This is a genomic window from Burkholderia sp. Se-20378 (genome assembly GCF_017104665.1).
Classification (GTDB): domain Bacteria; phylum Pseudomonadota; class Gammaproteobacteria; order Burkholderiales; family Burkholderiaceae; genus Burkholderia; species Burkholderia lata.
On the sequence record NZ_JAAGPG010000164.1, the window covers coordinates 1 to 16,344 of the forward strand.

Here is a 16,344-nt window from a genome sequence, read left to right on the forward strand (position 1 = left end):
GTGATTGGAGGTCAGTCGTGGGCTCTTCCGATCTCGCATCGCCGTCGGTGCGCAAGTTCGCGCGCGAACTCGGCGTCGAAGTCGCACGCGTGCAGGGTTCCGGTCCTAAGGGCCGCATTACGAAGGAAGACGTCACGGGCTTCGTGAAGGGCGTGATGACCGGTCAGCGCGCAGCACCGGGCGCGGCAGCCGCGCCGGCAGGCGGCGGCGAGCTGAACCTGCTGCCGTGGCCGAAGGTCGACTTCTCGAAGTTCGGCCCGTTCGAGGCGAAGCCGCTGTCGCGCATCAAGAAGATCTCGGGCGCGAACCTGCATCGCAACTGGGTGATGATCCCGCACGTCACGAACAACGACGAAGCGGACATCACCGAGCTCGAAGCACTGCGCGTGCAGTTGAACAAGGAACACGAGAAGGCGGGCGTGAAGTTCACGATGCTCGCGTTCGTGATCAAGGCGGTCGTCGCTGCGCTGAAGAAGTTCCCGACCTTCAACGCGAGCCTCGATGGCGACAACCTGGTGTTCAAGCAGTACTACCACGTCGGTTTTGCCGCGGACACGCCGAACGGTCTCGTCGTGCCGGTGATCCGCGATGCGGACAAGAAGGGGCTCGTCGATATCGCGAAGGAAATGGCCGAGCTGTCGAAGGCCGCACGCGATGGCAAGCTGAAGCCGGACCAGATGCAGGGTGGTTGCTTCTCGATCTCGTCGCTCGGCGGGATCGGCGGCACGAACTTCACGCCGATCATCAACGCGCCGGAAGTGGCGATCCTCGGATTGTCGCGCGGCCAGATGAAGCCGGTGTGGGACGGCAAGCAGTTCGTGCCGCGCCTGACGCTGCCGCTGTCGCTGTCGTATGACCATCGCGTGATCGATGGCGCGGAAGCCGCGCGGTTCAATGCGTATCTCGGCGCGTTGCTCGCGGATTTCCGTCGCATCATTCTTTGATGAGCGGGGAGTGTGCTCGCGGGGGCGTGGGTTTTTTGTTTGTTATCCGCGCCCTGTCGTTGAACCTGTATTCCTAACGGTCTATTAGCGTCGCCCCTGCGCGGGGCGGCGGTCACTTTTCCTTGTCTTCCAAAGAAAAGTAACCAAAAGAAAGGCGCGTCCTTGGGCGGACGGCAAAGGTGGTCCTGCCCAGGTTCGCGCTTTCTTGTCAGGCCGTCGTCTTGGGTTCTTTTGCGGGTTTCTCCCTCTCTGTCTGCAGCTAATCAAGAAGGGGACAGTAATGAGTCTCATCGAAGTCAAGGTTCCGGATATCGGCGATTTCAGCGGCGTCGATGTCATCGAAGTCAACGTGAAACCCGGCGACGTGATCGAAAAAGAGCAAACGCTCATCACGCTCGAATCCGATAAAGCCTCCATGGAAGTGCCCAGCGACGTCGCCGGCACCGTCAAGGAAATCAAGGTCAAGGCCGGCGAGAAAGTCTCGCAAGGCACCGTCATCGCCATCGTCGAAGCATCGGCTGGCGCCGCCGCTCCCGCGAAAGCACCGGAACCGGCCAAGCCCGCACCGGCCGCAGCCGCTCCGGCACCCGCACCGCAAGCCGGCAGCTACGCAGGCGCCGTCGACGTCGAATGCGACATGCTCGTGCTCGGCGCCGGCCCCGGCGGCTACTCGGCCGCGTTCCGCGCCGCCGACCTCGGCATGAAGACGGTACTCGTCGAACGCTACTCGACGCTCGGCGGCGTGTGCCTGAACGTCGGCTGCATCCCGTCGAAAGCGCTGCTGCATACGTCGCTCGTCGTCGAAGAAGCCGCGGCGCTCGCGTCGCACGGCATCACGTTCGGCAAGCCGGAAGTCGATCTCGACAAGCTGCGCGACTTCAAGGGCGGTGTCGTCAAGAAGCTGACGACGGGCCTCGCCGGCATGGCGAAGGCACGCAAGGTCGAAGTGGTCACGGGCGTCGGCGCATTCGTCGATCCGTATCACATGGAAGTGCAGGGCGAAAACGGCAAGAAGGTCGTGAAGTTCAAGCAGGCGATCATCGCAGCGGGCTCGCAGGCCGTGAAGCTGCCGTTCATGCCGGAAGACCCGCGCGTCGTCGATTCGACCGGCGCACTCGAACTGCGCCAGCTGCCGAAACGCATGCTCGTGATCGGCGGCGGCATCATCGGCCTCGAAATGGCAACGGTGTACTCGACGCTCGGCGCCGAGATCGACGTCGTCGAAATGATGGACGGCCTGATGATGGGCGCGGACCGCGATCTCGTGAAGGTCTGGGAAAAGTACAACGCGAAGCGCTTCGGCAACGTGATGCTGAAGACCAAGACGGTCGGCGCGGAAGCGAAGGAAGACGGCATCTACGTGAAGTTCGAGGGCGAGAAGGCGCCGGCGGAAGCGCAGCGCTACGACCTCGTGCTCGTCGCAGTGGGCCGCAGCCCGAACGGCAAGAAGATCGGCGCCGACAAGGCGGGCGTCGCGGTCACGGATCGCGGCTTCATCGACGTCGACAAGCAGATGCGCACGAACGTCCCGCACATCTTCGCGATCGGCGATATCGTCGGCCAGCCGATGCTCGCGCACAAGGCCGTGCATGAAGGCCACGTCGCAGCGGAAGCCGCGCACGGCGAGAAGGCATACTTCGACGCCCTGCAGATCCCGTCGGTGGCGTACACCGATCCGGAAGTGGCGTGGGCCGGCAAGACGGAAGACCAGTGCAAGGCCGAAGGTATCAAGTACGGCAAGGCCGTGTTCCCGTGGGCCGCATCGGGCCGCGCGATCGCGAACGGCCGCGACGAAGGCTTCACGAAGCTGATCTTCGACGAGGAAACCCACCGGGTGATCGGCGGTGCGATCGTCGGCCTGAACGCGGGCGACCTGATCAGCGAAGTGTGCCTCGCCGTCGAGATGGGCGCGGACGCGGAAGACATCGGCAAGACGATCCATCCGCACCCGACGCTCGGCGAATCGGTCGGCATGGCCGCCGAGCTGTACGAAGGCGTCTGTACGGATCTGCCGCCGCAACGCAAGAAGTAACGCGGCCGGCTCGGCCGGCACTCTGCCGGCCACGAAAAAACGCCGCCTCCCGGGCAATCCGGGCGGCGGCGTTTTCTTTTGCTTGGGGCCGATGCTCAACGACCGTTCGAGGCGGCCGGCAACTTGCCGGTTCCAGCGTGTTCCGGCGCCACAAACGAAAAAGCCGCGCTGGGCGCGGCTCTTTCAGGAGCAGGGGACGCTTACGCGGCCGGCTTGCTCGTACGACGTGCAGCAGCGGCGGTAGCAGCCTTCGTTGCGACGGCAGCAGCAGCGTTGAAGTTCGTTTCAGCGATTTCGACGGCTTGCTTCGTTGCCTTCTGAACCGTTTCGTACGTGGTGTTCGCAGCGTTCAGTGCCGACTTCAGCGCAGCGACAGCCGTTTCCGAACCAGCCGGGGCGTTCTTCGCGACGTTGTCGACGAGTGCCTGGACCTTCTTGTTCTGCTCTTCGAATTGCGCTTCGGCAACCTTCGCGAACTCGGCTTGCGTCGACGATGCGATTTCATACAGGTGACGGCCGTACGACAGCACCTTTTCCGCGACCGGCTGCGACAGGCTGGCTTGCAGCGCGATCAGTTCCTGTGCGTCCTTCACCGACAGCAGGCGCTGTGCGTTTTCCTGGCCTTCGGCCAGCGTCGACTTCACGACCTGCAGGTTGAGTTCGATCAGCTTTTCGACGCCTTCGAACGCCTTGGTCGTCAGACCGAACAGGCTTTCGAGGTTGGCTTTCTGGGCGGCGGCGATTTGCTCGGGGGTCAGCAAGGACATGTCAAGCTCCTGAAAAGCGATCGCGTCGATCGCAGAGTAAAGGGCACTACGCTGGGGAACCTCGGATGCGCGTGCTTTGTGCAACGCAGCAATGAGGCTTATTTTAGGGCAGAGAAAACCAATGTCAAGTATTTTTTGTGCGTTGCACAATCGTGACAAATTATCGATAAAACAACGAGTTATCGTGCCCGTCCGGAATCGGTTTCATGCGCGATCCCAGATGGTGCGCACGGCGGCGGGGCAGGCGCGGCGCACCATGATCATGCACAGGTAAACCTGACAGGCCTGTGGAACGTTATCCTTCTGTTCCTGTCGAAAAACGCGCCGTTTCGATGCGCGTACCGTGGCGACCTGCCGCCGCCACGGCCGAGACTGGCGCCCCTGGCACCCCGAGCGCCGGATACGTAGTTTCCCCGCTTTAAATCGCCTCCGAAGTGACGTTATCTCAATTAACCGTGTGTAATCGGGAGACGGGTACTGTCGGGCAGCGCATCCCATTGGTTTTTTCGATGGGGGCGGGAGGGTTCATTGGCCAGAGGTTGGCCGACCCTTACATTCCGGTTTAACGACGATCGGTAAGTGCCTAATATTGCTCTTTTTTTCAGCTTTAACTACACTTGCGGAAACCTCCCGCCCGCTTTGTCCAGACCCCAATGAAAGCCGAATCGTTTTCACCGCGCAGATTGTTGCAGAGCATGACGCTCGGCACGGCTGTGTCGATCGCAGTCGCCTTGCTGGCGACCACCGCGACCGTCGCGCCCGCTGACGCCTTTGCCGCCACTGCGAAGACCCAACAAGCCGCCAAGAAAAAGGCTGTCGCTCCTGCTTCGTCCGCGAAGAAGAAGTCGGCCAAGGCCAGCTCCGACAAATCCGCGAAGGTCGCGGCCGCCGACGCGCCGCGCGCGAAGGCGTCGCGCAAGCGCGTGACGCTCGCGTCGAACTTGCATGGCGGCCATCACGGCGCAGTGCGCAAGGTCGCGTTCCAGCCGCGCCGGCCGACCGTCGGCCAGGCGTTCGGCCTGCACGACACGCCCGACGCGCTCGCGCTGCGTTCGAGCGTCGCGTACGTCGTCGACCAGAATTCGGGCGAGCCGCTGTTCGACAAGAATTCGCACGCCGTCGTGCCGATCGCGTCGATCTCGAAGCTGATGACGGCGATGGTCGTGCTCGACTCGAAGACGCCGATGACCGACCAGATCGAAGTCACCGACGAAGACCGCGACTACGAGAAGGGCACGGGCTCGCGCCTGTCGGTCGGCTCGGTGCTGTCGCGCGAAGACATGCTGCACATCGCGCTGATGGCGTCGGAAAACCGCGCGGCCGCTGCGCTGTCGCGCTACTACCCGGGCGGCCGTCCGGCGTTCATCGCCGCGATGAACGCGAAGGCGAAGTCGCTCGGCATGACCGATACGCACTTCGAGAATTCGACGGGTCTGTCGAGCTCGAACGTGTCGAGCGCGCGCGACCTCGTGAAGATGGTCAACGCGGCGTACCAGTACCCGATGATTCGTCAGTTCTCGACCGATCGCACCTACGAGGTGTACACGGGCAAGCGCAACCTGGTCTACAACAGCACGAACGCGCTGATCCGCGGCAACGGCTCGTGGGACATCGGTCTGCAGAAGACGGGCTTCATCAACGAAGCCGGCGAATGCCTCGTGATGCAGGCGACGATCCACGGCAAGCCGATGGTGATGGTGCTGCTCGATTCGTTCGGCAAGTATTCGCGCTTCGCGGATGCGGCGCGCCTGCGCAACTGGCTCGATGCCGGCGGCGGCGAGCGCCTGACGGCGGCCAACACGCCGAACGGCGGGACCTGATCGCACAAAGGCGTGGCGGCTCGCCGCCGCGTCGATGGCTGAAAAAAAGCCCCGCAATCGCGGGGCTTTTTCATTGGGTGTGCGGGAGCGGCTTACGCCTGCCGCTGCAGCCCGTCCGTATCCTTCGTGGGCGCCGGCCGGTAGCCGAGGGATTCCGAAATGGTGAGGGCCGTGCGGCTCAACTGACCGAGCCACGCATCCTGCAGACGATCGGCCGGCGCCGACAGCGACAGGCCCGCGACGAGCTTGCCCGAATCGTCGTAGATGCCGGCCGCGATACAGCGCACGCCGAGCTCCAGTTCCTCGTTGTCGCGTGCGCACGATTGCTGGCGGACGATCGTCAGCTCGCGCTCGAGCTTCGCGATGTCGGTGATGCTGTTCTGCGTATGGCCGGACAGCCCCGTGCGCGTCGCATAGGCGCGCACGCGCGACGTCTCGTCGGCCGCGAGGAACAGCTTGCCAACCGACGTGAGGTGCAGCGGCGCGCGGCCACCGATCGCACGGACGACCTGCATCCCCGAGCGTTCCGAATACGCGCGCTCGATGTAGACGATTTCGTCGCCCTGGCGCACCGACAGGTTCACGGTCTGCCCGGTGAGGCGGTGCAGCTCGCGCATCGGCATCAGCGCCGCGTCGCGTACCGACAGGCGCGCCTTCACGAGGTTGCCGAGCTCCAGCAACCGCATGCCGAGGCGGTACGTGCCGGGATCGGAGCGGTCGACGAGACGGCAGGTCACCATGTCGTTGAGGATGCGGTGCGCGGTCGACGGGTGCAGCTCCGTCCGCTGCGCAAGCTCCTTCAGGCTGACAGGGTCACTGTGCGCGGCGAGCGCGTCCAGCAACCGCATCATGCGTTCGATCACCTGGATCGACGTTTTTGAATCCGGGGTGGGTTGGCTCATGTCGGGGGAGAAATCGGTTGACGCGTCAAGCGGTGTTGGAACGATTGTATCTCGTATCGTGAAAAAAGCGAACGCCGTTCGAGGGAATCCTCGTTTCGCGCCGTGCGGGCTTGCGTGAGCGCCGGCGTTGGTCTTGCCGGCCAAACGGCGGATAATGAGAGCCGTTTTCTCGAAGGAGCACGTATGCGAGTCGGTTTGTTCGTGACCTGCCTGGTCGATCTGATGCGCCCCGAAATCGGTTTTTCGGCGCTCAAGCTGATTCGCGACGCCGGCTACGAGGTGATCGTGCCGCCCGCGCAGACTTGCTGCGGCCAGCCGGCCTACAACTCGGGCGACCGTGCGCTCGCGCGTGACCTCGCGGAAAAGACGCTGCGCGAGTTCGAGCAGTTCGATTACGTCGTCGCGCCGTCGGGGTCGTGCGGCGGGATGATCCGCGCGCACTACGGCGACCTGTTCCGCGACGACCCCGAGCTGATGGGGCGCTACACGCGGTTCCAGCAGAAAGTCTACGAACTGACCGATTTCCTGGCGAACGTCGCGAAGGTGTCGCTCGCGCCGGGCGAATTCACGGGGCCCGTCACCTATCACGATTCGTGCTCGGGCCTGCGCGAGCTCGGCGTGAAAGCGCAGCCGCGCGCGCTGCTCGCGCAGCGCGGCATCGCGGTCACCGAGATGAAGGATTGCGAGCACTGCTGCGGCTTTGGCGGCACGTTCGCGATCAAGTACGGCGACATTTCGGCAGCCATCGCGGACGAGAAATGCGCGAACGTGCGCGCGTCCGGTACGGGCGCCGTCGTGCTGGGCGATCTCGGCTGCATGCTGAACATCGAAGGGCGGTTGCGCCGCACCGGCGACCGCGACACGCGCGTGCTGCACGTCGCGCAGGTGCTGGCGGGCGACGTCTGACGCCCGGTTCCGCTCACTTTTCCCCGATACCGCGATGCAAGTCCAATCGATGCATTTCAAGGCGCGCGCCGGCCAGAAGCTGGCCGACCAGCGCCTGCAGCAGAACCTGAAGAAGCTGTCGACGAAATTCGTGTCCGCGCGCGCCGACGCGATGGCCGCGATCGACTTCCCGGCCACGCGCGCCGCCCTGAAGGCCCGCCGCAACCGCGCGCTGGAGAACCTCGACGTGTGGCTCGAGGCGTTCGAGCGCGAGGCGACGCGGCGCGGCACGACGGTGCTGTTCGCCGAAACGACCGCGGATGCCGCACGGCTCGTGGCCGACATTGCGCGCCGTCACGACGTGAAGAAGGTCATCAAGACCAAGTCGATGGTGTCGGAGGAAATGCGTCTGAACGCGGTGCTCGCGGAGATGGGCGTGCAGTCGATCGAGACGGATCTCGGCGAATACATCCTGCAGATCAACGACAACGAGCCGCCGAGTCACATCATTGCGCCCGTCGTGCACAAGGACAAGGACGAGATCGCCGACCTGTTCGCGCGCACCCACCATCGCGAGCGGCTCACCGAGATTCCGGACATGACGCGCGAGGCGCGCGAAGTGCTGCGCCCGCATTTCATGTCGGCCGACATGGGCGTGACGGGCGGCAACTTCGTGATCGCCGAGACCGGATCGGTTGCGATCGTGACGAACGAAGGGAACGAGGGGATGTGCACCGTGATGCCGCGCGTGCATGTGGCGGTGACGGGCATCGAGAAGGTGCTGCCGACGCTCGAGGACCTCGCGACCGCGATGCGTCTGCTGCCGCGCTCCGCAACGGGGCAGAAGACGTCGAACTACTTCTCGCTGCTGACCGGGCCGCGCGGGCCCGGCGACGAAGATGGCCCCGAGCACAACTATGTCGTGCTCGTCGACGGCGGCCGCACCGGGCTGATCGGCGGCGAATTCCAGGAGATGCTGCGCTGCATCCGCTGCGGCGCATGCATGAACCATTGTCCGGTGTACCAGAAGGTCGGCGGCCACGCGTACGGCTGGGTCTACCCGGGGCCGATGGGGTCCGTGCTGACGCCGAGCTACGTCGGGCTCGACCGCTCACTCGACCTGCCGCAGGCCGCAACCCTATGCGGGGAGTGCGACAGCGTGTGCCCGGCCGGGATTCCGCTGTCACACCTGTTGCGTACGCTGCGCGAGAAGCAGGTCGAGCGGCATCTGCGACCGTGGCGCGAGCGGGCGGCGCTCGCCGCCTGGGGCTTCTTTGCGCGCCGGCCGATGCTGTATGCGCTGACGACCAAGCTCGCGGTGCGCATCCTCGAGCGGCTGGGCAGTAACGGCGGCACGCTCCGGCGCCTGCCGATGATGGGCGGCTGGATGGATACGCGCGACATGCCGACACCGACCGGGCGCACGTTCCGCGAACTGTACGCGGCGTCGCAGAGCCACCTCGGCTGACGACTGTTCATCCGGCGACAACAGTGCGTTCGCTATTTGTATATTTATCTCGATAGGTGCGGTCTATAGAATCCTGTCTGTAGTCCCCGGAATTGGGTTTCGGGGTACGAGGTCAAGGAGGTCCGCATCATGAAAAAGACAATATCGATGTACTGGCCGCTGGCAATCGTCGTTCCGCTGGCCGCGGCTGCCTATCTGCATGCGATGGCCGAGGCGCCGTCGCGTGGTCCGCTCGCGGTTCACCAGGCTTCCGCCGAGCTGGCGCGTGCGGTGTCGTTCGGGCTGGTCGGCGATTCGGCGAAGCCGCTGCCGGCGGCATCCGGCGACGTCGTGCTCGCCGCGCCGAAGGCGCTGTAAGGCATGGCGCCGTCGCTTTGCGCGGCGGCGCGATTTCGGCCGCCTTTGTATAATGGCGTGTTCTTCTCCCACGCGGTCCGCCGCGGCTTTCCGATAGTGCGATGACCCGCGTTTCGATCTGTTTCGTCTGTCTCGGCAACATCTGCCGTTCGCCCACCGCGGAAGGCGTGATGCGTCACCAGGTCGACGCGGCCGCGCTGGCGGACCGGATCGCGATCGATTCGGCCGGTACCGGCGACTGGCATGTCGGCGAGCCGCCCGATACGCGTGCGCAGGCTGCCGCGCGTGGTCGCGGCTACGACCTGTCGGCGCTGCGCGCACGGCAGGTGAGCGCGGCGGATTTCGAGCGCTTCGACCTGCTGCTCGCGATGGACGAGGCGAATCTCGCGGAGTTGCGCCGCCGCTGTCCGCCGCAGCATCACGACAAGGTGCGCCTGCTGATGGAATTCGCGCCGGATTCGACCGAAACCGAAGTGGCCGATCCCTATTTCGGCGGTGCGCAGGGCTTCGAGCAGGTGCTCGATCAGGTCGAGCGCGCGTGCGCGGGCCTGCTGGAGACGCTCCGGGCCCGCACGGAGCGCTGATCGCGCGGTATTCAGCGATCTGCGAATACCCTTTCAAAGACATGGATACTTGACTAAAAACGTCAAATATTTATACTTGACCAAAATCGTCAAGATTGCAGTCCCCTAGACACCATGAGACTCACCACCAAAGGCCGTTTCGCCGTCACGGCGATGATTGACTTGGCACTGCGCCAGGAGCAGGGCCCGGTGACGCTTGCAGGCATCAGCCAGCGCCAGCGGATTTCGCTCTCGTATCTCGAACAGCTGTTCGGCAAGCTGCGCAGGCATGAAATTGTCGAATCCGTGCGCGGCCCGGGCGGCGGCTACAACCTCGCGCGTCGCGCGCAGGATGTCACCGTCGCCGACATCATCATCGCGGTCGATGAACCGCTCGACGCCACGCAGTGCGGCGGCAAAGGCACGTGCGACGGCTCGAAGCAGCCCGACGGCCATTGCATGACGCACGAGCTGTGGTCGACGCTGAACCAGAAGATGGTCGAATACCTCGATTCGGTGTCGCTGCAGGATCTCGTCGATCAGCAGCGCGCTCGCGAGGGCGCACCCGCGGTGCTGCGCGACCGGCGCACGCCGGAGCCCGTTGCGGCGCCGGCCGAGCCGGTTCGCACGATGCCGCTCGGCCCCAATTCGGTGTTCAACATCGCGAGTTCGTGAGCGCGAAGGCGCCACCATACCCCATAACGCACATAGTCCCTGCACAGAATTCCCGGAGCGACAGATGACCCAAGACACTCTCCACCTGCCCATCTATATGGATTACAGCGCGACGACGCCGGTCGACCCGCGCGTGGTCGACAAGATGGTGCCGTACCTGCGCGAGCAGTTCGGCAACCCGGCGTCGCGGAGCCACGCGTATGGCTGGGACGCGGAGCGTGCGGTCGAGGAAGCGCGCGAGAACGTGGCCGCGCTCGTGAACGCGGATCCGCGCGAGATCATCTGGACGTCCGGCGCAACGGAATCGGACAACCTCGCAATCAAGGGTGCCGCGAACTTCTACAAGGGCAAGGGCAAGCACATCATCACGGTGAAGACCGAGCACAAGGCCGTGCTCGATACCTGCCGCGAGCTCGAGCGTGACGGTTTCGAAGTCACCTACCTCGACGTGAAGGATGACGGCCTGATCGACCTCGACGTGTTCAAGGCCGCGCTGCGCCCGGACACGATCCTCGTGTCGGTGATGCACGTGAACAACGAGATCGGCGTGATCCAGGACATCGAGACGATCGGTGAGATCTGCCGCGAGAAGGGCATCGTGTTCCACGTCGACGCCGCGCAATCGACCGGCAAGGTCGAGATCGACCTCGCGAAGCTGAAGGTCGACCTGATGTCGTTCTCGGCGCACAAGACCTACGGCCCGAAGGGCATCGGCGCGCTGTACGTGCGTCGCAAGCCGCGTGTGCGCATCGAAGCGCAGATGCACGGCGGCGGCCACGAGCGCGGCATGCGTTCGGGCACGCTGGCGACGCACCAGATCGTCGGCATGGGCGAAGCGTTCCGCATCGCACGCGAAGAAATGGCGACGGAAAACGAGCGCGTCCGCATGCTGCGCGACAAGCTGCTGCGCGGCCTGTCGCAAATCGAGGAAACGTACGTGAACGGTGACATGGAACGTCGTGTCCCGCACAACCTCAACATCAGTTTCAACTTCGTCGAAGGCGAGTCGCTGATCATGGCGATCAAGGACGTCGCGGTGTCGTCGGGCTCCGCATGCACGTCGGCGTCGCTGGAGCCGTCGTACGTGCTGCGTGCGCTCGGCCGCAACGACGAGCTGGCACACAGCTCGATCCGCTTCACGGTCGGCCGCTTCACGACGGAGCAGGAAGTCGACTTCGTGATCAACCTGCTGAACAGCAAGATCGCGAAGCTGCGCGAACTCTCGCCGCTCTGGGAAATGCACCAGGAAGGCATCGATCTGTCGACGATCGAATGGGCCGCACACTGAGCGCCGGATTGAAGAACATACCCGCGGGCGGATTCGCGCACGCAGACGTAACGAGTCAAGGAGTCTGAGTCATGTCTTACAGCAACAAGGTTCTGGATCACTACGAAAACCCGCGCAACGTCGGTTCGTTCGCGAAGGACGACGACACGGTCGGCACGGGCATGGTCGGCGCGCCGGCCTGCGGCGACGTGATGAAGCTGCAGATCCGCGTCGGCGCGGACGGCGTGATCGAAGACGCGAAGTTCAAGACCTACGGTTGCGGTTCGGCGATCGCGTCGAGCTCGCTCGTCACCGAATGGGTGAAGGGCAAGACGCTCGACGAAGCACTGTCGATCAAGAACACGCAGATCGCGGAAGAACTCGCGCTGCCGCCGGTGAAGATTCACTGCTCGATCCTCGCGGAAGACGCGATCAAGGCGGCCGTGGCCGACTACAAGAAGCGTCACGACACCACGGAAGGCGATCAGGCAGCAGCCTGAGCGGCATCGAGCGGCTTTCAGAAGGAACGCGGCGGGCCCCGGTGGCACGCCGCGGCAAGGACATCATGGCAATTTCACTGACCGAAAAAGCAGCACAGCACGTCCAGAAATACCTCGTCCGTCGCGGCAAGGGTGTGGGCCTGCGGCTTGGCGTTCGCACGACCGGGTGCTCGGGGCTCGCGTACAAGCTCGAGTATGTCGACGAGCTGGCTCCCGAGGATCAGGTGTTCGAGAGCCATGGCGTGAAGGTCATCGTCGATCCGAAGAGCCTGGCCTACATCGACGGCACCGAACTCGACTTCGCACGCGAAGGCCTGAACGAAGGGTTCAAGTTCAACAACCCGAACGTGAAGGACGAGTGCGGCTGCGGCGAATCGTTCCGCGTGTGACCACGCGGATCTCCGCACGATGCGGGCAAGAGGCGGCACGGGCCGCCTTTTTAATGTGCGGCGTTTGCCGCGCGACGAACCGGAATTGAACGCGACGATGGTCTCGCTGAAAGACAGCCACTTCGACCTGTTTCACCTGCCGGCGCAATTCGCGCTCGACGAAACGGTGCTCGACGCCGCCTATCGAACGGTGCAGACGCAGGTGCATCCGGACCGCTTCGCGGCGGCCGGCGACGCGCAGAAGCGCATCGCGATGCAATGGGCCACCCGCGCGAACGAGGCGTATCGCACGCTGCGCGATCCGCTGAAGCGCGCGTCCTATCTGCTGTCGCTGCGCGGCGTCGACATCGGCGCGGAAAACAACACCGCGATGGAGCCTGCGTTCCTGATGCAGCAGATGGAGTGGCGCGAGGGCATCGAGGATGCCGCGGCCGCCCGCAACGTCGACGCGCTCGACGCGCTGCTCGCCGAGTTGCGCGAAGAGCGGCGCGTGCGTGTGGAGCGCCTCGGCACGCTGCTCGACAGCGGCGCCGATCAGGCGGCCGCCGAGGCCGTGCGCCAGCTGATGTTCATCGAACGGGTCGCGTCGGAAGTGGGCGCGCAGATCGAGCGCCTCGAAACTTAACCGCGTGCCTTGCGGCACGCGCAGCAAACGGGCCGAGCGCCCGAACGAACCAAGATGGCTTTACTGCAAATTTCCGAACCGGGCATGGCGCCGGCGCCGCATCAGCGGCGACTCGCCGTCGGGATCGATCTCGGCACGACGAACTCGCTCGTCGCGGCTGTGCGCAACAGCGTGCCCGAAGTGCTGCCGGACGAAGCAGGCCGCGTGCTGCTGCCGTCGGTGGTCCGCTATCTCGAGAAGGGCGGCCGACGCATCGGCCACGAGGCGAAAGAGCAGGCCGCGACCGATCCGCGCAACACGATCGTGTCGGTCAAGCGCCTCATGGGCCGCGGCAAGGCCGAGGTCGAAGGCGTGGCGAACGCGCCGTACGAATTCGTCGATGCGCCGGGCATGGTGCAGATCCGCACCATCGACGGCGTGAAGAGCCCGGTCGAAGTGTCGGCCGAGATTCTCGCGACGCTGCGCTATCGCGCGGAAGATTCGCTGGGCGACGACCTGGTCGGCGCGGTGATCACGGTGCCCGCGTATTTCGATGAAGCGCAACGCCAGGCGACCAAGGATGCCGCGCGTCTCGCGGGCCTCAACGTGCTGCGCCTGCTGAACGAACCGACCGCCGCGGCGATTGCCTACGGTCTCGACAACGGGGCCGAAGGCCTCTACGCGGTGTACGACCTCGGCGGCGGCACGTTCGACCTGTCGATCCTGAAGCTGACCAAGGGCGTGTTCGAAGTGCTGGCCGCGGGCGGCGATTCTGCGCTCGGCGGCGACGATTTCGACCATGCACTGTTCGATCACGTGCTCGCGCAGGCCGGCATCGATGCGAAGACGCTTGCGCCCGAGGACGTGCGCCTGCTGCTCGATCGCGTGCGCGTGCTGAAGGAAGCGCTGTCGTCCGCGCCGCAGGCGTCGCTCGACGTCACGCTGTCGGGTGGCGCACACCTCGTGCAGACCATCTCTCACGATACGTTCGCGTCGCTCGTCGAGCCGCTCGTGCAGCGCACGCTCACGCCGACCCGCAAGGCGCTGCGCGACGCGCAGGTGACGTCGGCCGACATCAAGGGCGTCGTGCTCGTCGGCGGCGCGACGCGCATGCCGGTGATCCGCGACGCAGTCGCGAAATATTTCGGCCAGCCGCCGCTCGTGAACCTCGATCCGGACCAGGTCGTCGCGCTCGGCGCGGCGATCCAGGCCGACCTGCTCGCAGGCAATCGCGGCACCGGCGACGACTGGCTCCTGCTCGACGTGATTCCGCTGTCGCTCGGTGTCGAGACGATGGGCGGCCTCGTCGAGAAGATCATTCCGCGCAACTCGACGATTCCGATCGCGCGCGCGCAGGAATTCACGACCTTCAAGGACGGCCAGACCGCGATGGCGATCCACGTCGTGCAAGGCGAGCGCGAGCTCGTCGCCGACTGCCGGTCGCTTGCGCGCTTCGAGCTGCGCGGCATCCCGCCGATGACGGCCGGCGCCGCACGCATTCGCGTGACCTACCAGGTCGACGCGGATGGCCTGCTGTCGGTGTTTGCCCGCGAGCAACTGTCGGGCGTCGAGGCTTCGGTCGTCGTGAAGCCGTCGTACGGTCTTGCCGACGACGACATCGCGAAGATGCTCGAGGACAGCTTCAAGACCGCCGAAATCGACATGCGCGCCCGCGCGCTGCGCGAAGCGCAGGTCGAGGCCGAGCGGATGCTCGAGGCGACACAGGCCGCGTTGGCGGCCGACAGCGAACTGCTCGACGCGAACGAGCGCACGCAAGTCGATGCGTTGGCCGCGGCGCTGCGCGCGGTCGCGCAAGGCGACGATACGAACGCAATCGAAGCGGCGACCAAGGCGCTGGCCGACGGCACCGACGAATTCGCGGCGCGCCGGATGGACAAGAGCATCAAGCGCGCGCTGTCGGGCCGCCGGCTCGACGAAATCTGAATACACGAACTGCGCATTGGCCGGCGACGGCCCGCGCGATAATGAACCGTGCGGCGCCTGGCGCCGCACCTTGACTGACGGAACGGACATGCCTCAACTGGTGGTGCTGCCTCACGTCGAACTGTGCCCGGATGGCGCAGTGATCGACGCGACGCCCGGCAAGAGTATCTGCGACAACCTGCTCGAACACGGGATCGAGATCGAGCATGCATGCGAGAAGTCGTGCGCGTGCACGACGTGCCACGTGGTGATCCGCGAAGGCTTCAACGATCTGACGCCGTCCGAGGAGGACGAGGACGATCTGCTGGACAAGGCGTGGGGCCTCGAGCCGACGTCGCGCCTGTCGTGCCAGGCAATCGTGAAGGAAGATTCGGACCTGGTGGTCGAGATTCCGAAGTACTCGATCAACCACGCGAAGGAAAACCACTGACAGGAACCGGAGGCAGGCGATGAAATGGACCGATTCGCGTGAAATAGCCATTGCGCTGGCGGACAAGCACCCGGACATCGACCCGCAGCGGATCAACTTCGTCGACTTGCGCCAGTGGGTGCTCGAGCTCGATGGCTTCAACGACGATCCGAAGCACTCCGGCGAGAAGATCCTCGAAGCGATCCAGGCCCACTGGATCGACGAATCGGACTTCGACGACGAAGACTGAATACCGCGTGCGCCGCAACGGCGCAGCCGGCCGGTAATGAAAAAACGGCTCGTGAGCAATCGCTCACGAGCCGTTTTCATTTTCAGGCCGGTTGCCCGCGTGCGTCACGCGGGCAGGAGGTCACGCGATCACGCGCCGACCAGCGACCCGTTCTCGATCCGCACACGCTGGCCCTGGCCGAACGGCGGCTGCTGGTTGTGGTACGTGAACGTGCGCGTCGCGCCACTCTCCATCTGGACTTGCACCTGGTAGTCGGTTTCCGCGCGCACCTGCTTCTCGACCTGGTTGCCGGCCAGGCCGCCACCCAGTGCGCCGATGATCGTCATCGCGGTGCGGCCGTTGCCGTGGCCGAACTGGTTGCCCAGCAGGCCGCCTGCCGCGGCGCCGCCGACCGCCCCGATGCCCGAGCTTTGGCCCGGCGTACGGATCGGCGTGACCGCGACGACCGTACCGCAGCTTTGGCAGTAGGTCTGCGCGGGTGCGGACGGTTGCTGGGCATATTGCGGCGGCTGCGGTGCCGTAGTGTGACGGCGATGCGGTGCGGCCGGACGCGGCGCCGGCTTCGGCT

General features: G+C 64.9%; 18 protein-coding genes. 15 read left to right on the top strand and 3 right to left on the bottom strand.

The genetic code is table 11. The features are described from left to right. Both G3N93_RS18460 and lpdA read left to right on the top strand, forming a co-directional pair. A partial coding sequence (locus tag G3N93_RS18460; RefSeq protein ID WP_206133663.1) for a dihydrolipoyllysine-residue acetyltransferase occupies positions 1-944 on the top strand: 944 nt, incomplete at its 5' end. Between the two features lie 280 nt (positions 945-1,224). Continuing rightward, positions 1,225-2,976: a dihydrolipoyl dehydrogenase gene (lpdA, locus tag G3N93_RS18465; RefSeq protein ID WP_206133664.1), complete on the top strand. Its 1,752-nt coding sequence runs from the start codon at positions 1,225-1,227 to the stop codon at positions 2,974-2,976. Between the two features lie 200 nt (positions 2,977-3,176). Here the strand turns inward: lpdA and G3N93_RS18470 are convergent, their stop codons facing one another. Then, the gene (locus tag G3N93_RS18470; RefSeq protein ID WP_039364780.1) at positions 3,177-3,743 is read right to left on the bottom strand and encodes a phasin family protein; all 567 of its coding nucleotides are present in this window, start codon (positions 3,741-3,743) and stop codon (positions 3,177-3,179) included. Between the two features lie 653 nt (positions 3,744-4,396). On the opposite strand from G3N93_RS18470, the gene pbpG reads away from it, so the two are divergent. After that, complete coding sequence (gene pbpG / locus G3N93_RS18475; protein ID WP_206133665.1) at positions 4,397-5,563, top strand: D-alanyl-D-alanine endopeptidase; 1,167 nt, start codon at positions 4,397-4,399, stop codon at positions 5,561-5,563. A 92-nt stretch (positions 5,564-5,655) separates the two neighbouring features. Here pbpG and G3N93_RS18480 read toward each other — a convergent pair whose 3' ends face one another. After that, the gene (locus G3N93_RS18480; RefSeq protein ID WP_011352568.1) at positions 5,656-6,465 is read right to left on the bottom strand and encodes an IclR family transcriptional regulator; all 810 of its coding nucleotides are present in this window, start codon (positions 6,463-6,465) and stop codon (positions 5,656-5,658) included. 183 nt (positions 6,466-6,648) lie between these two features. Between G3N93_RS18480 and G3N93_RS18485 the strand changes: the two genes are divergently transcribed. From G3N93_RS18485 to iscX, 12 genes are all read left to right on the top strand, one after another. Next, the gene (locus G3N93_RS18485) at positions 6,649-7,371 is read left to right on the top strand and encodes a (Fe-S)-binding protein (RefSeq protein WP_174941862.1); all 723 of its coding nucleotides are present in this window, start codon (positions 6,649-6,651) and stop codon (positions 7,369-7,371) included. Between the two features lie 34 nt (positions 7,372-7,405). Next, a complete protein-coding gene (locus G3N93_RS18490; protein WP_206133666.1) occupies positions 7,406-8,818 on the top strand; it encodes a lactate utilization protein B in 1,413 nt (470 codons plus the stop codon). A 129-nt stretch (positions 8,819-8,947) separates the two neighbouring features. After that, entirely contained in the window at positions 8,948-9,175 is a 228-nt protein-coding gene (locus G3N93_RS18495; protein WP_174941864.1) for a hypothetical protein, read from the top strand. A gap of 101 nt (positions 9,176-9,276) precedes the next feature. Continuing rightward, the gene (locus G3N93_RS18500; protein WP_174941866.1) at positions 9,277-9,759 is read left to right on the top strand and encodes a low molecular weight protein-tyrosine-phosphatase; all 483 of its coding nucleotides are present in this window, start codon (positions 9,277-9,279) and stop codon (positions 9,757-9,759) included. A gap of 114 nt (positions 9,760-9,873) precedes the next feature. Then, the gene (gene iscR / locus G3N93_RS18505; protein ID WP_009691731.1) at positions 9,874-10,413 is read left to right on the top strand and encodes a Fe-S cluster assembly transcriptional regulator IscR; all 540 of its coding nucleotides are present in this window, start codon (positions 9,874-9,876) and stop codon (positions 10,411-10,413) included. A 64-nt stretch (positions 10,414-10,477) separates the two neighbouring features. Continuing rightward, positions 10,478-11,701, top strand: a complete 1,224-nt coding sequence (locus tag G3N93_RS18510) for an IscS subfamily cysteine desulfurase (protein ID WP_011352563.1) — start codon at positions 10,478-10,480, stop codon at positions 11,699-11,701. A 71-nt stretch (positions 11,702-11,772) separates the two neighbouring features. Next, positions 11,773-12,180, top strand: a complete 408-nt coding sequence (iscU, locus tag G3N93_RS18515) for a Fe-S cluster assembly scaffold IscU (protein ID WP_011352562.1) — start codon at positions 11,773-11,775, stop codon at positions 12,178-12,180. Positions 12,181-12,245: 65 nt separating this feature from the next. Beyond that, on the top strand, positions 12,246-12,569 hold the full coding sequence (iscA, locus tag G3N93_RS18520; RefSeq protein WP_011352561.1) for an iron-sulfur cluster assembly protein IscA: 324 nt from the start codon (positions 12,246-12,248) through the stop codon (positions 12,567-12,569). Between the two features lie 97 nt (positions 12,570-12,666). Beyond that, on the top strand, positions 12,667-13,194 hold the full coding sequence (hscB, locus tag G3N93_RS18525; protein WP_011352560.1) for a Fe-S protein assembly co-chaperone HscB: 528 nt from the start codon (positions 12,667-12,669) through the stop codon (positions 13,192-13,194). Between the two features lie 54 nt (positions 13,195-13,248). Continuing rightward, positions 13,249-15,117, top strand: a complete 1,869-nt coding sequence (gene hscA / locus G3N93_RS18530; RefSeq protein WP_206133667.1) for a Fe-S protein assembly chaperone HscA — start codon at positions 13,249-13,251, stop codon at positions 15,115-15,117. Positions 15,118-15,205: 88 nt separating this feature from the next. Continuing rightward, positions 15,206-15,547: an ISC system 2Fe-2S type ferredoxin gene (gene fdx, locus G3N93_RS18535; protein WP_011352558.1), complete on the top strand. Its 342-nt coding sequence runs from the start codon at positions 15,206-15,208 to the stop codon at positions 15,545-15,547. A gap of 19 nt (positions 15,548-15,566) precedes the next feature. Then, positions 15,567-15,776 carry a Fe-S cluster assembly protein IscX gene (iscX, locus tag G3N93_RS18540; RefSeq protein WP_039364760.1) on the top strand — a complete coding sequence of 70 codons (210 nt, stop codon included), beginning with the start codon at positions 15,567-15,569 and terminating at the stop codon, positions 15,774-15,776. 128 nt (positions 15,777-15,904) lie between these two features. Here iscX and G3N93_RS18545 read toward each other — a convergent pair. Beyond that, positions 15,905-16,344, bottom strand: a 440-nt coding sequence (locus G3N93_RS18545; protein ID WP_206133668.1) for a glycine zipper 2TM domain-containing protein, incomplete at its 5' end; no start/stop codon positions are given.

What these genes read in the sequence shown, in the direction of transcription:
- hscA (WP_206133667.1), top strand. Translation starts at nt 13,249, where the DNA reads ATGGCTTTACTGCAAATTTCCGAACCGGGCATGGCGCCGGCGCCGCAT.
- iscU (WP_011352562.1), top strand. Translation starts at nt 11,773, where the DNA reads ATGTCTTACAGCAACAAGGTTCTGGATCACTACGAAAACCCGCGCAAC.
- G3N93_RS18470 (WP_039364780.1), bottom strand. Translation starts at nt 3,743, where the DNA reads ATGTCCTTGCTGACCCCCGAGCAAATCGCCGCCGCCCAGAAAGCCAAC.
- hscB (WP_011352560.1), top strand. Translation starts at nt 12,667, where the DNA reads ATGGTCTCGCTGAAAGACAGCCACTTCGACCTGTTTCACCTGCCGGCG.
- G3N93_RS18500 (WP_174941866.1), top strand. Translation starts at nt 9,277, where the DNA reads ATGACCCGCGTTTCGATCTGTTTCGTCTGTCTCGGCAACATCTGCCGT.
- fdx (WP_011352558.1), top strand. Translation starts at nt 15,206, where the DNA reads ATGCCTCAACTGGTGGTGCTGCCTCACGTCGAACTGTGCCCGGATGGC.
- lpdA (WP_206133664.1), top strand. Translation starts at nt 1,225, where the DNA reads ATGAGTCTCATCGAAGTCAAGGTTCCGGATATCGGCGATTTCAGCGGC.
- pbpG (WP_206133665.1), top strand. Translation starts at nt 4,397, where the DNA reads ATGAAAGCCGAATCGTTTTCACCGCGCAGATTGTTGCAGAGCATGACG.
- G3N93_RS18485 (WP_174941862.1), top strand. Translation starts at nt 6,649, where the DNA reads ATGCGAGTCGGTTTGTTCGTGACCTGCCTGGTCGATCTGATGCGCCCC.
- iscA (WP_011352561.1), top strand. Translation starts at nt 12,246, where the DNA reads ATGGCAATTTCACTGACCGAAAAAGCAGCACAGCACGTCCAGAAATAC.
- iscR (WP_009691731.1), top strand. Translation starts at nt 9,874, where the DNA reads ATGAGACTCACCACCAAAGGCCGTTTCGCCGTCACGGCGATGATTGAC.
- iscX (WP_039364760.1), top strand. Translation starts at nt 15,567, where the DNA reads ATGAAATGGACCGATTCGCGTGAAATAGCCATTGCGCTGGCGGACAAG.
- G3N93_RS18480 (WP_011352568.1), bottom strand. Translation starts at nt 6,465, where the DNA reads ATGAGCCAACCCACCCCGGATTCAAAAACGTCGATCCAGGTGATCGAA.
- G3N93_RS18510 (WP_011352563.1), top strand. Translation starts at nt 10,478, where the DNA reads ATGACCCAAGACACTCTCCACCTGCCCATCTATATGGATTACAGCGCG.
- G3N93_RS18495 (WP_174941864.1), top strand. Translation starts at nt 8,948, where the DNA reads ATGAAAAAGACAATATCGATGTACTGGCCGCTGGCAATCGTCGTTCCG.
- G3N93_RS18490 (WP_206133666.1), top strand. Translation starts at nt 7,406, where the DNA reads ATGCAAGTCCAATCGATGCATTTCAAGGCGCGCGCCGGCCAGAAGCTG.